Origin of the sequence: Undibacterium sp. 14-3-2 (assembly GCF_016595265.1) — a bacterium.
Taxonomy (GTDB): domain Bacteria; phylum Pseudomonadota; class Gammaproteobacteria; order Burkholderiales; family Burkholderiaceae_D; genus Undibacterium; species Undibacterium aquatile.
In genome coordinates this window covers 239,391-251,464 of record NZ_JAENGS010000007.1, presented here as the reverse complement: position 1 = coordinate 251,464, position 12,074 = coordinate 239,391, and the positions used below count along the sequence as shown (strand labels likewise).

Here is a 12,074-nt window from a genome sequence, read left to right as displayed (position 1 = left end):
AATCAAAACGATTCCAAAATGAACGATGCTGAACGCAACAATACTGGCGAAAATAAAGGTGGGAGAGTGAAAAACAGACGGATGGGAAACGGAGGAAGGTTGGCGAGCCTGATCTGCGGCACTTGCGGTAAATGACTGTGGCTGCTTCGTTCCCGACCTGACCAGATTGGCCATGCCGCAATGCGCAGGGGCCCGCCAGTGCGCATTATAGCGCAATCCTGCATAGATATGCACAAGTTTCCGAGCGAGAAATGCTACTTCAAATTAACGGGACGGATGATGCCAACGCTCGACAGAATATTTTGTCGCACTGACTCAGCTTAGAGTGACACCCTGCCCCAGAGAATACTCTGCTCAGACAAACGATAACGCTGCCAGCAACACTAAAGAACCGACATACCGATAAACAATGTTGCTCATATATATGTAACAGCACACAATCAAGGGAGTATGTAGGAAATATAGCTCCTTGCCGTTAATAACAAACGACCTTCTAGCTATATAGACCCATACCCCCCCGAGTATGTGAACGGTGCAGAGGATGAACCTGCAAACTAAATATACGTCAGAGCCCGAGCTGTTGCCAGATCTGATCGACCCTGGCTTTAACTTCGGGAGCCATCGTGATTGTCGTTCCCCATTCGCGATCAGTTTCACCTGGCCATTTATTGGTCGCATCTATCCCCATCTTCCCGCCAAGCCCGCTGACTGGCGAGGCGAAATCCAGATAATCGATAGGTGTGTTATCGACCAGCGTGGTATCCCGCACCGGATCAACGCGGGTGGTAATGGCCCAGATCACCTCTTTCCAATCACGAATATTCACGTCCTCATCCACTACCACGATGAACTTGGTATACATGAACTGACGCAAAAAACTCCAGACGCCGAACATGACACGCTTGGCATGGCCTGCATATGATTTTTTCATCTGTACCACTGCCATGCGGTAGCTGCAACCTTCCGGCGGCAGATAAAAATCAGTAATCTCGCTGAACTGCTTTTGCAGCAACGGGATAAACACTTCATTTAAAGCAACGCCAAGTATCGCCGGCTCATCCGGTGGTTTGCCGGTATAAGTCGAGTGATATATAGGATCACGACGCATGGTGATTCTGTCTATCGTAAATACCGGAAACCAATCCTGCTCATTGTAATAGCCGGTATGGTCGCCATACGGCCCTTCCAATGCGTGCTCATAGCCAGATGCATGGTTCTCATCAGGATAGATATGCCCTTCCAGCACAATTTCTGCCGATGCCGGCACGCGCAATTCACTGCCGATCGCCTTCACCAGCTCAGTGCGGCTGCCGCGCAGCAAACCGGCAAACTGATATTCCGACAGACTATCCGGCACAGGCGTCACAGCACCTAAAATGGTCGCCGGATCAGCGCCCAGCGCCACGGCAATTGGATATGGCTTTCCTTTATTGACGATACAGTGCTCACGAAAATCCAGCGCGCCACCGCGGTGAGCAAGCCAGCGCATAATCACCTTATTCCGCCCCAGCACCTGCTGGCGATAGATACCCAGATTCTGGCGCTTCTTATTCGGCCCTTTGGTAATCACCAATCCCCATGTAATCAGCGGCGCGACATCACCCGGCCAGCAGTGCTGTATCGGCAGACGGGAAAGATCAACATCATTTCCCTCCCATACGATCTCCTGACATTTAGCACCGCGAACTTCTTTCGGTGCCATATCCCACACTGCTTTCACCAAAGACCCCATACCCATCAGATCTTTGAGACCTTTTGGCGGCTCCGGTTCTTTGAGAGCCGATAACACATGGCCGATCTGGCGCAATTCACTGACATCATCCGCACCCATGCCAAGCGCAACGCGACGCGGCGTGCCGAATAAATTTGCCAACACAGGGATGCGATGGCCGGTTGGTTTATTGAATAAAAGCGCAGGGCCTTCAGCACGCAAGGTGCGGTCACAGACTTCAGTCATCTCCAGATGAGGTGAAACTTCGATATCGACCTGCTTTAACTCGTCGATTCGTTGCAATTGAGAAATAAAATCTCTCAAATCAGAATATTTAATCATTTTTCGCTTTTTTACATGTCTGAATCAGATGATCAAGCTTAATTCGCCAAGTGCTTGATTTTATTGATTTTTGCTGCATTGCGGTAGATTTTATTATACCTATAAGTTATATAAAACAAGTTTGATAGTATTGACTCGATATAAAACCGCCCCTACAATTCGCCCAACTTGATGCAGAAGTCAAAACTTCCGCCACTTTCGATACAAGGAAAGTTTCGCCAATATCGGTAACATCATTCACGGGGATCGGGCCCCACACAACATTGTAAGGATTGTTTTCAAAAGGCGTCTGCCTTCCCCCGAAAATAGTTGTTTATCACTGGACACTCCAGTACCAAGTCTGACGGACTTAATTTGATAAACAGCTCCGGCGTCTTCCGATCGCGACTTGCGACGAGGACGATGTTTCTGATTCGCGAAAGTATAAATTTGCAAACGGCTTGTCGTTCGGCTTTTTTGCGACGCGTATATTCAGGAGGTAATATGTTTCAACGTTTTATTTTAGCTGTACAACAAAGTAATTTAACTAAACAAGAGAAGCGCGCCGCGCTGCAATCAGTAGCACGTGATACGACCAGCGGTTTTATCACTTCCATGCGCCACCTGTTCATGGCTTTCGGTATCACCTCCATCGCTATGCTGGCGATGATGTTTATCAAACCTGAACTGGCTGACAAATTTAAAAATCTGTCTCCCTTCGCTGAGGCAGAAACCACTGTCGAAGCAGAAGTACCCCCACCAAGTCTTGCGATGCTGATGCAAACACCAGGCAAGGCCAATACCAGTGCCAACGTACATGCGGCTGGATACTCTGAAGAAGATGCCAAAATGCTGGGCAATCAACGCCAGCAGGAATGGGTTACCAACTGGTTATCAAAACGTTATCGCGTCGCCAGTGATGCAACCAATATGCTGGTGTCAGCGGCGTATCTGACAGCCAAAGAAATCAAGCTTGACCCTTTACTGATCCTGTCAGTGATGGCGATTGAATCTGGCCTGAATCCGTTCGCGGAAAGCCCTGTCGGCGCACAAGGCCTGATGCAGGTCATGTCCAAAGTCCATCATGAAAAATTTGAGGACATGGGCGGCGTCAAAGCAGCATTGAATCCGGTCGCCAATATCAAAGTCGGCGCCTTGATTCTGAAAGACTATGTTTCCCGCACAGGCTCTGTCGAAGCTGGCCTGAAAATGTACGTTGGTGCCGGTGCCTTTGACTCTGATTCCGGCTACGGTTCAAGGGTTCTGACCGAATATAAACGCCTGAAAGACGTTTCTGCCGGTAAGAAAGTACCGACAACATTTGCCGCACCAGCGACCGCAGCACCGTTGCCGCGCCCACTGGAAGCAGCACCGGCAATAAAAACCGAACCAACAGAAGCAAAAGCAAAAACAACGCATACCGAACAGGTTGCTGCGCTGTAAGCTGTTCCGCTAAAAAAAGCAGCCTGACGTTACATCAGGCTGCTTTTTTTATTTGTATGCGGGTCTTGATTGCAAAAACTGACTGAGCCGCGCCACGGCTTCTTGCAGATTCTCAAATGAATTCGCATACGAAAGACGCACATAGGTATTGGCTGTCGCCGGACCAAAGTCAAGACCAGGAACTATCACGACACCCGCTTGCGTCAGGACTTCCTTTGCAAAAGCATCGGCATCGTTGGTAAAACGCGAACAATCGGCATAGACATAAAACGCGCCGTCAGGCATCACAGGAATCCCAAAACCCAGCTCCCGCAAAGCAGGCACGATGTAATCACGACGGCGCTTAAACTCTGCTTTACGGTTTTCGTAAATCGCCATTGTTTCAGGCGTAAAACAGGCAAGTGCGGCATGCTGGGCGACAGACGACGCGCAGATGAACAGATTTTGTGCCAGTTTTTCGATTTGCGGGACGATGCGTTCCGGCACAACGATCCAGCCCAGACGCCAGCCCGTCATATTGAAATACTTGCTGAAGCTGTTAATGACAACCACATCCTCATCCAGTGACAACGCAGAAAATGGCGCGGCATCATAGGTTAAGCCCTGATATATCTCATCAACAATCGTAAAGCCGCCGCGCTGCTTTACGCTGGCAATGATCGCCTTCAACTCGGAAGTGCTGATCGAGGTGCCGGTTGGATTCGATGGCGACGCCAGTAAGACGCCGCTGGTATTGTCACCCCAATTCTGACGCACCATCTGATCGGAAAGCTGAAATCGATCCTCGGCGCCGCTCGCCACCAGTTTCGCCTGACCATTAAACGCGGCAACAAAATGGCGATTACATGGATAACAAGGATCTGGCATCAAGACTTCTTTGCCAGGTTCAACCAACGCCGCACATGCCAGCAACAGCGCAGCCGAGGCTCCGGCAGTCACAATAATGCGCGAAGCCGGAATCGTCAGACCATATTGCTGCAAGTAATACGTCGCAATGGCTTCGCGCAAAGCAGGCAGGCCGAGAGCGGACGTATATTGCAAACGTCCATCTGCCATCGCTTTAGCTGCAGCATCAATTACCGTCTGCGGCGCCGTGAAATCCGGCTCGCCTATCCCCATATGAATCAGATGACGCCCCTGCTCTTCCAGCGTCGAAGCCATCTTCATCAGTTCCATGACATGAAACGGGGCGATATGATCGAGACGGGAGGCGAGATTATTATGCATACAAATGAAACCCTGAAAAAAAACCGCCTGTTTTCTTTCGTAGAAAAGAGGCGGTGTGATCTGTGTTACCGGAATACAAAGAATTACTTCGCAGTGACCTCGTTCGGACGCAATTTAGCGGCCAGCTTATCCAAAACACCATTGACGTATTTATGACCATCGAGGCCACCAAAAGATTTGGTCAACTCTACCGCTTCATTAATCACGACACGGTAAGGAATTTCTATATGATTTTTGAGTTCATACGCACCAATCAATAAAACTGCATGTTCTATCGGTGACAATTCAGCAATCGTGCGGTCGATCAACGGTGCAAAATCTTCGCGCAAGGCGATGGAATTATTGATCGCGCCATGCAACAAGGCATCAAAATGCTCACGATCCGCTTTATCAAAGCCATGTGCCTGACGAATATGCGCATCAATCACGCCGGAATCTTCATTATTCAACAACCATTGATACAGACCCTGCAACGCAAATTCGCGTGCGCGGTGACGTGGTGAACGGCTTTTACTTGGATTGGCGTGTATGGAATTATTATTCATATTTTCTCTTGCTAAATTCTTGCTTGATCTTACTTGTTCTTCAACTGCGATGCCAGCGTCGAACCTGCATCAATACAGATGCAAGCCGGCCTGAACACAACTTAAGCGTCGTAATCGACTTCTTCTGTGGCTTCTGCCAATTCTTCAAGCGCCAGGGTCAGATTCGCCATTTCAACTGCGACCCGCGCTGCATCTGTACCTTTTTCAAACATGCGGACTTCTGCCTGCTCATCGTTTTCCGTCGTCAGAATCGCATTCGCGATAGGAATGCCGGAATCCAGACCAACACGGGTGATCCCGGCACCGGATTCATTCGATACCAACTCAAAGTGGTAAGTCTCACCACGAATCACAGCACCTAACGCGATCAACGCATCGAATTGATTGGTTTCAGCCAGTTTTTGCAATGCCAGTGGCACTTCCAGTGCGCCCGGTACAGTGACATGCAAAATATCTTCGTTCATCACACCAAGACGTGCGAGTTCAGCAAGACAAGCTGTCAGCAAGCCATTGCCGACGACTTCGTTAAAACGTGCCTGCACGATACCGACGCGTACACCCGCGCCGTCCAGATTTGATTCGTAATGTCCTACTGTCATAATATTCTCTCTCGCGCTTACGCGCCTGAATGGGATGGTTAACAAAAACTAGAAACCAGAAACAACTAAGCACGACGACAATATTATTGCGCTGCTTCCGGCTTATCCATGTAACCGACTACTTCCAGATTAAACCCTGTCATTGAAGGCATTTTACGCGGACTGGCCAACAGCTTCATCTTACGTACACCAACATCTTTCAAAATTTGTGCGCCGATACCATAGTTACGCAAATCCATGCGGGCAGCGCGACCAGTCGCAGGGCGGCTATCTGGTGTTTGCAGCGCTTTAAACTGATCAAACATTTGCTCGGCAGTTTCTTCGCAATTTAACAACACAATGACGCCGGAATCCGCCGCTTGCACCGTCTGCATCGCCGCTGCGATATTCCATGAGTGCGTGGTCGCCTTGCTTTCCAGCAGATCAAGTATCGATACCGGCTGATGGACACGCACCAGCGTTTCTTTTTCTGCCGAAATATCACCGTGGATCAAAGCCAGATGCGCTGATCCGCTTGGTTTGTCGCGATACACCACCACCTGAAAACTGCCATGCACCGTATCCATCTTACGTTCGGCAACGCGATCGACGATGCTTTCAGTCTGACTGCGGTAATGAATCAGATCAGCAATCGTACCGATTTTCAGTTGATGCTCTTTAGCGAATTCGATCAGATCCGGCAGACGTGCCATCGTACCGTCGTCCTTCATGATCTCGCAAATGACAGAAGCCGGTGTCAGCCCCGCCATTTCAGTCAGATCACAACCCGCTTCCGTATGGCCGGCACGCATCAGCACGCCGCCCTTTTGCGCTTTCAACGGGAACACATGACCTGGCTGCACGATGTCATGTGCGGTCGACTTCTTATCCACCGCCACTTGCACAGTACGGGCGCGGTCTGCGGCGGAAATACCCGTAGTCACACCTTCTGCAGCTTCAATGGAAACTGTGAAATTAGTGCCAAACGAGGTGCCGTTACGGCTGGTCATCATCGCCAGATTCAGTTCATCGCAACGTTCTTCTGTCAATGTCAGGCAGATCAGACCACGGCCATATTTCGCCATGAAATTAATCGCTTCCGGCGTAACGAATTCCGCTGCCATCACCAGATCGCCTTCATTTTCGCGGTCTTCTTCGTCAACCAGAATCACCATGCGTCCAGCGCGCAGTTCTGCGACGATTTCTAATGTATTTGACATACTCATAGGGGAATATCCTGTAGTGGGCTCAGCACCGGCGCTTGAGGCGGTGCTCCACTGACTGCATTTGAATGAAGTCGCTATTTTAAAGGATTTCCCGAAACACTTCCCGTGCTTTCTGCGGATTCCAGCGTCTTTTTAGCTGATTTGAATCATGCCGCGACCGATTTCAATGACTTTGCCGCCAACCCTGATAGTTTTATCAAGCGCCACGTCCAGATACAACTGGCATGAGCGTCGCATTTGCTCACCCTGCTCCACCACGAGACTGGCGGGCAAATCACGACCTGAGGTCAACCACCAGCCGCCCAGATTGGCGCAGGCTGAGCCGGTCGCGGGGTCTTCGCCAACGCCACCTTCAGGACGGACAAAGAAATAGCGTGCAGTCACCGGCTGGCGGCCTGCCGCATCCACACCGGCAGCAGCGCCAAACGCAAACACATACGCAGTGCGCCGCCCCAGACTGCTTACAGGCCAGGTATGCAGCAAGGCAGCATCCGGTCGCGCACTACGTACTGCTTCTGGCGTTTTCAGCGCGACTAACAATTGATCGGATCCGGTACTTACCCAAAGCGGTGCTGACAGCAAATCGCTCTCCTGCAAACCAAGCAGACGAGCAATTTCTGCCGGACTCGCCTCACACTCGCGCGTCTGCACCGCCTGCGGTGCGGCAAACGTCCAGACCTGATCGCGCAGGTTCAGCGGCACTATTCCCGCTTTACATTCCAGTGTCAGCGCATCTCCTGCCGCATCTCCCACATGACGAAGCGCAGACACAACATGCGCAGTACCGATGCTGGGATGACCTGCAAACGCCATTTCTGTGCCCGGCGTAAAAATCCGCATGCGGGCTGTTGCCGTGTCGGAAGGCAGAATAAACGTGGTTTCAGATAAATTAAACTGCAAAGCCAGCGCCTGCATTTCAGCATCCGACAAGCCTTCGGCATGTTCAAACACGCACAAAGGGTTACCACCAAAGTCAGATTCAGCAAACACATTCAGGATTCGGTAGGGGTAGCTACGCATCATCATTCACCTTTAGGACTGGCGCAAAACCGCCCCAGCGGCGTTATGGCTCCTAGCCGTACTATTCGTACTGTCTTCGTCGCCATGCCTTGCTGGGGCAACTTTGCGTCAGTCCTGACCTTATTACATACGACTATGATTGATTGGAGTGGTCTCGCATCTGACCAGCGCAAAGCATGTTGCACTCGTCTCAGGAAACTTCAAAAAACAAGAAAAGAAGGGAGTATGTGCAATTTTCGCCTTATTGTCAGCATAAAATAAGGCGCTTAAAACATACTCCCGGGAGTATGTTTTTGAGCAAACACCCGTACCCACCGCATACGAGCGCACTCTTCCTGAGAATTCAATATGCAATATTAAATAACCGCATATCTTTATTGATGAGTCAGATTTTTTCATGTCGAACTGATTTTATCGGCACGAAAAAATCGACAGGCAAGGAGCAATTTTCAACCTCACAAAGTCGGCAGCAAATCGTCGTAATGCTTCGCGCATGATGCAACCAAATGAATTGCTTAGCGCGGAATATCTGCAAGTCTCGGTTTAATAACGATGCGATATTGCTTGTCTGGGGTTGTGTATTCAAATGAGGGGGTTTGTGCAATAGCAGCAGACATATCTAGTTGCTGAATGAGAATCCAACCCTTGTCTCCGTTTTGATAAATAAGCGATTCCACATATGAACGCTGACCTTGAGGTTTTTGCGCTATGCTGACTACCTTTATCTGATTATCTACTTCGACACTGGCTTTTTGACCAAATTCAGACAACAGTACGGGTTGCGCCAGAATTTCACCATTTCTCTTGATGGATATCTCAAAACGCACTCCTTTACCACGAATATCAAGATCAGCTTCATTCAACTTCAACAAGCTGCAACTAGCAATTGTCAGAGATAAGACAAGCAAACCAAAAACACTGGCTGTTTTTTTGAAGCCATGCTGCGATTTGGCTTCCTTCATAAACAAACGAAATACGCGCTGCTTTAACATCGTGTTCCTTTTAAAAAGTTGATTCCCAAAAGCTATTTGATGCGACACCGATAAATTCATTTCCGCGCACGCTTGCAAGGTCCGCGCATATGAAAATGCATCGCCGCAAGCCTGAACCGCCAAATCATCGCAAGCATGCTCACGCTCCAGATCGATGCAGCGTGAAAGATAAAGCACTGCTGGATTAAAAAAGAACACGATTTTCAACACAATCTGCACATAATTAATCAGGACGTCGTTGCGTCTGATATGTGCCAATTCATGAAGGATGATCATCTCAATTTGCAACGAACTCAAACCGAGAAATACACTGCTTGGCAACAGTATGACGGGCTTAAAGTAACCGACAACACATGGAATAGATAATTTCTGAGACAAGCGAATAGCAACATTTCTACTTACACCGACATTCTTTTTTAATCGTGTCAATGCAATCTGCCATTCGGCGTTGCGTATCTCTGTACTATGTCGCTTCAATAGCCAGCTATGCATTACTTCAGCGACTAATTTCACCAGAAAAAATAGAATGCCGATGACCCAGAATAATGCTATCCAAACCAGAAAGTGCATTTCAACTGGCAACTCACTTGCTGACCATGCAGCCATTGTTTCGGTCAAACGACCTGTCGTTGGAGCGATTATGTCTTGTGTAACGCGTGATTTATACAACTGAGAAAAAGTGAGTGTGCTCCATGCTCCGCAAATCACCATACTAAGACTGTATAGATTACAACGCAGGCTGGAATTATTTAGCGCCGTCAATTGTGAAATTGCCAGCGCAAATAGAGCAATCAGACTACACTGCCATATTGAATGAATGACGGTCCATCCCAATGCAAAAACAATGGAAGAAATCGTTTCGGCATCGACACTCATAATTTTCCTCCCTTGTCTTCAATTAAACGGGCACTCAATGAGCTCCGAGGCTGAGTATCTGTTGGAGAGGAGGATTCAAGCTGATCCAGGAAGTTTTTTAACTCCAGAACTTCACCTTTACTCACAGCTTGATTTCCAAAGAGGCTCATCACTAGCGCTGTCTTCGATCCGGCAAATGCACTATTCAATAGCCGCTCGAGCAAAGACACTTGGGTCGATTGTTGATTTTCGAGCGGGTAGTAAATATGACTCCTACCATCCCTCCTCCGCCCAAGCAAACCTTTTTGCTCCATGATCTGCATGGTCTTGAGAGTAGTTGTGTAACCAACAGGGCGTATTTGGCAAAGTTCATCATTTACCGCCTGGATTTTACTTTCACCTAATCGCCACAAAATGGCAAGAATTTCTAGTTCAGCAGGGGTGGGAGGATTCATATAGTCACATTCCAAAATATTAAGTACGAAATTCATCGTAATTATATACGAAGCTTTTCGTAATTTGATGATATCTCTATTTATCTGTTGTTTTAACTACGTCCTGAGCGAAGTTGCACGCCACATACGATCTGGTCGTCCAGATACAAAAATAAGAATCATGGATCAGGCATAACTCCAATCAAGTAAGCCCCGGGCACATCGACAAAAAATACACATACACTCAAGGTAACCGTAAAAGACAAGCAAAAATGTTTTGATCGCTGACAGAGGCTGTTATGCTGATGGCATACTTTCTCCACGACCAATTTTATTACCATGTTAGAACTTCGTCCCGGCTGTGAGCATTGCGATACCGATTTACCGCCTGCCGCGAGCAATGCGCGGATTTGCAGTTTTGAATGTACTTTTTGTGCCGACTGTGCTGAAACGATTTTGCATAACGTTTGCCCGAATTGTGGCGGTGGTTTCAGCCCGCGCCCGGTGCGTCCTGCGCAGAACTGGAAAGGCGGCAATGATCTGACAAATTATCCGGCCAGCACCAGCAGAAAATACCGTCCAGTTGATCTGGCTGCGCATCAGGAGTTGCTGCAACGTTTGCAAGGACGCGCTGCGGATCAACGCTGACACGCTGATTTTCAAATAATCAGAATCAGAGCAATCTGAAAGCAGCCCTCCACCTTCCCCACCTTTTTTGACGGACGATATGTCGCACAACAGCCTTAGCCCCCGCCACCTTCTGATGGCATTGATCGTGGTGTTTTTGTGGGGGATGAATTTCGTCGTCATCAAAATCGGGCTGCGCGGGATTCCACCGTTTCTGATGGGAACTCTGCGTTTCATGCTGGTCGCGTTTCCGGCAATCCTGTTTTTGCCGCGCCCAAAGGTATCGCTGAAACTGTTGGTGGCGTATGCGATGACGATCAGCCTCGGGCAATTCGCTTTTCTTTTTTCCGCCATGGCCATCGGTATGCCGGCGGGTCTGGCGTCGCTGGTGCTGCAGGCACAAGCTTTTTTTACGGTGGGTTTATCGGCGCTTGTTTTTGGTGACAAACTACGCCCCAGCAACCTGCTGGGCATGCTGATTGCCAGCACAGGGCTGGTCTTACTCGGCAGCGCCAGCATCACCAGCTCAGCCAGTCAGGTCACCTTAGCGGGTTTTGCACTGACCATTTGCGCCGCCATTTCGTGGGCAAGCGGCAATGTGATCAGTAAGAAAATCGGCCCGACAGCCGTGCTGAGCCTGGTCTCATGGAGCGCGCTGGTGCCGGTGATTCCCTTTTTCCTGCTGTCGCTCTGGTTTGAAGGCCGTGAACAGATCAGCCACAGCCTGATGAATATGAGCCTGCCATCGGCGCTGACCATCGTTTATCTGGCGTTCGCCGCCACCCTGACGGGCTACACTTTGTGGGGACGATTACTGGCTAGTTTGCCCACGCACATGGTCGCGCCGCTGACGCTGATGGTGCCGGTCATCGGCCTGACTGCCGCCTGGGTATTACTCGGCGAGGCGCTCAGCGCGTTGCAGATTACCGGTGCACTGATCGTGATGGGAGGTTTGCTGATCAATGTGTTCGGGTCGCGGTTACTGAACCACTTGCGGGACATTTTCCATCCCCGCTGAGAAGGCCATCAAAGGCGATCCTAAAAATAAAATTGCAGTCGAAAAAAATACACTCTCAATAAAAATGCGCCTCAGCA

General features: G+C 49.3%; 11 protein-coding genes and 1 other RNA gene. 3 read left to right on the top strand and 9 right to left on the bottom strand.

The genetic code is table 11. The features are described 5' to 3' along the window. Window positions 1-98: 98 nt before the first annotated feature. Together ffs and ubiD are read right to left on the bottom strand one after the other, a co-directional pair. Window positions 99-197: signal recognition particle sRNA small type (gene ffs / locus Undi14_RS16135), an RNA gene on the bottom strand. A 368-nt stretch (window positions 198-565) separates the two neighbouring features. Next, window positions 566-2,050 (bottom strand): 4-hydroxy-3-polyprenylbenzoate decarboxylase, encoded by a 1,485-nt coding sequence (ubiD, locus tag Undi14_RS16130; RefSeq protein WP_200181603.1) that lies wholly within the window; start codon window positions 2,048-2,050, stop codon window positions 566-568. 486 nt (window positions 2,051-2,536) lie between these two features. Here ubiD and Undi14_RS16125 point away from each other — a divergent pair, with 486 nt between their 5' ends. After that, window positions 2,537-3,475, top strand: a complete 939-nt coding sequence (locus Undi14_RS16125) for a transglycosylase SLT domain-containing protein (RefSeq protein ID WP_200181509.1) — start codon at window positions 2,537-2,539, stop codon at window positions 3,473-3,475. A 48-nt stretch (window positions 3,476-3,523) separates the two neighbouring features. On the opposite strand, the gene Undi14_RS16120 is transcribed toward Undi14_RS16125, so the two are convergent. The 7 genes from Undi14_RS16120 to Undi14_RS16090 form a co-directional block, all read right to left on the bottom strand. Continuing rightward, window positions 3,524-4,702, bottom strand: a complete 1,179-nt coding sequence (locus tag Undi14_RS16120; protein ID WP_200181508.1) for a pyridoxal phosphate-dependent aminotransferase — start codon at window positions 4,700-4,702, stop codon at window positions 3,524-3,526. A gap of 83 nt (window positions 4,703-4,785) precedes the next feature. Next, the gene (gene nusB, locus Undi14_RS16115) at window positions 4,786-5,247 is read right to left on the bottom strand and encodes a transcription antitermination factor NusB (protein ID WP_200181507.1); all 462 of its coding nucleotides are present in this window, start codon (window positions 5,245-5,247) and stop codon (window positions 4,786-4,788) included. Between the two features lie 101 nt (window positions 5,248-5,348). Beyond that, complete coding sequence (gene ribH, locus Undi14_RS16110; protein ID WP_186883573.1) at window positions 5,349-5,846, bottom strand: 6,7-dimethyl-8-ribityllumazine synthase; 498 nt, start codon at window positions 5,844-5,846, stop codon at window positions 5,349-5,351. 83 nt (window positions 5,847-5,929) lie between these two features. Continuing rightward, window positions 5,930-7,051: a bifunctional 3,4-dihydroxy-2-butanone-4-phosphate synthase/GTP cyclohydrolase II gene (ribBA, locus tag Undi14_RS16105; protein ID WP_200181506.1), complete on the bottom strand. Its 1,122-nt coding sequence runs from the start codon at window positions 7,049-7,051 to the stop codon at window positions 5,930-5,932. 132 nt (window positions 7,052-7,183) lie between these two features. Next, window positions 7,184-8,071, bottom strand: coding sequence for a PhzF family phenazine biosynthesis protein (locus Undi14_RS16100; protein ID WP_200181600.1), 888 nt, complete (start codon window positions 8,069-8,071; stop codon window positions 7,184-7,186). A gap of 515 nt (window positions 8,072-8,586) precedes the next feature. Beyond that, complete coding sequence (locus Undi14_RS16095; RefSeq protein WP_200181505.1) at window positions 8,587-9,939, bottom strand: M56 family metallopeptidase; 1,353 nt, start codon at window positions 9,937-9,939, stop codon at window positions 8,587-8,589. Continuing rightward, complete coding sequence (locus tag Undi14_RS16090) at window positions 9,936-10,373, bottom strand: BlaI/MecI/CopY family transcriptional regulator (RefSeq protein ID WP_190478422.1); 438 nt, start codon at window positions 10,371-10,373, stop codon at window positions 9,936-9,938. Before Undi14_RS16090 ends, Undi14_RS16095 begins: the two co-directional genes overlap by 4 nt. Window positions 10,374-10,691: 318 nt before the next feature. Between Undi14_RS16090 and Undi14_RS16085 the strand changes: the two genes are divergently transcribed. Further along, the gene (locus Undi14_RS16085) at window positions 10,692-11,000 is read left to right on the top strand and encodes a DUF1272 domain-containing protein (RefSeq protein WP_200181503.1); all 309 of its coding nucleotides are present in this window, start codon (window positions 10,692-10,694) and stop codon (window positions 10,998-11,000) included. Window positions 11,001-11,079: 79 nt separating this feature from the next. After that, on the top strand, window positions 11,080-11,997 hold the full coding sequence (locus Undi14_RS16080) for an EamA family transporter (RefSeq protein WP_200181501.1): 918 nt from the start codon (window positions 11,080-11,082) through the stop codon (window positions 11,995-11,997). Window positions 11,998-12,074 lie beyond the last annotated feature (77 nt).

Excerpts from the sequence above, each read along its gene's own strand:
- Undi14_RS16085 (WP_200181503.1), top strand. The coding sequence starts at position 10,692 with ATGTTAGAACTTCGTCCCGGCTGTGAGCATTGCGATACCGATTTACCG.
- Undi14_RS16120 (WP_200181508.1), bottom strand. The coding sequence starts at position 4,702 with ATGCATAATAATCTCGCCTCCCGTCTCGATCATATCGCCCCGTTTCAT.
- nusB (WP_200181507.1), bottom strand. The coding sequence starts at position 5,247 with ATGAATAATAATTCCATACACGCCAATCCAAGTAAAAGCCGTTCACCA.
- Undi14_RS16095 (WP_200181505.1), bottom strand. The coding sequence starts at position 9,939 with ATGAGTGTCGATGCCGAAACGATTTCTTCCATTGTTTTTGCATTGGGA.
- Undi14_RS16100 (WP_200181600.1), bottom strand. The coding sequence starts at position 8,071 with ATGCGTAGCTACCCCTACCGAATCCTGAATGTGTTTGCTGAATCTGAC.
- Undi14_RS16090 (WP_190478422.1), bottom strand. The coding sequence starts at position 10,373 with ATGAATCCTCCCACCCCTGCTGAACTAGAAATTCTTGCCATTTTGTGG.
- ribBA (WP_200181506.1), bottom strand. The coding sequence starts at position 7,051 with ATGAGTATGTCAAATACATTAGAAATCGTCGCAGAACTGCGCGCTGGA.
- Undi14_RS16125 (WP_200181509.1), top strand. The coding sequence starts at position 2,537 with ATGTTTCAACGTTTTATTTTAGCTGTACAACAAAGTAATTTAACTAAA.
- ribH (WP_186883573.1), bottom strand. The coding sequence starts at position 5,846 with ATGACAGTAGGACATTACGAATCAAATCTGGACGGCGCGGGTGTACGC.
- Undi14_RS16080 (WP_200181501.1), top strand. The coding sequence starts at position 11,080 with ATGTCGCACAACAGCCTTAGCCCCCGCCACCTTCTGATGGCATTGATC.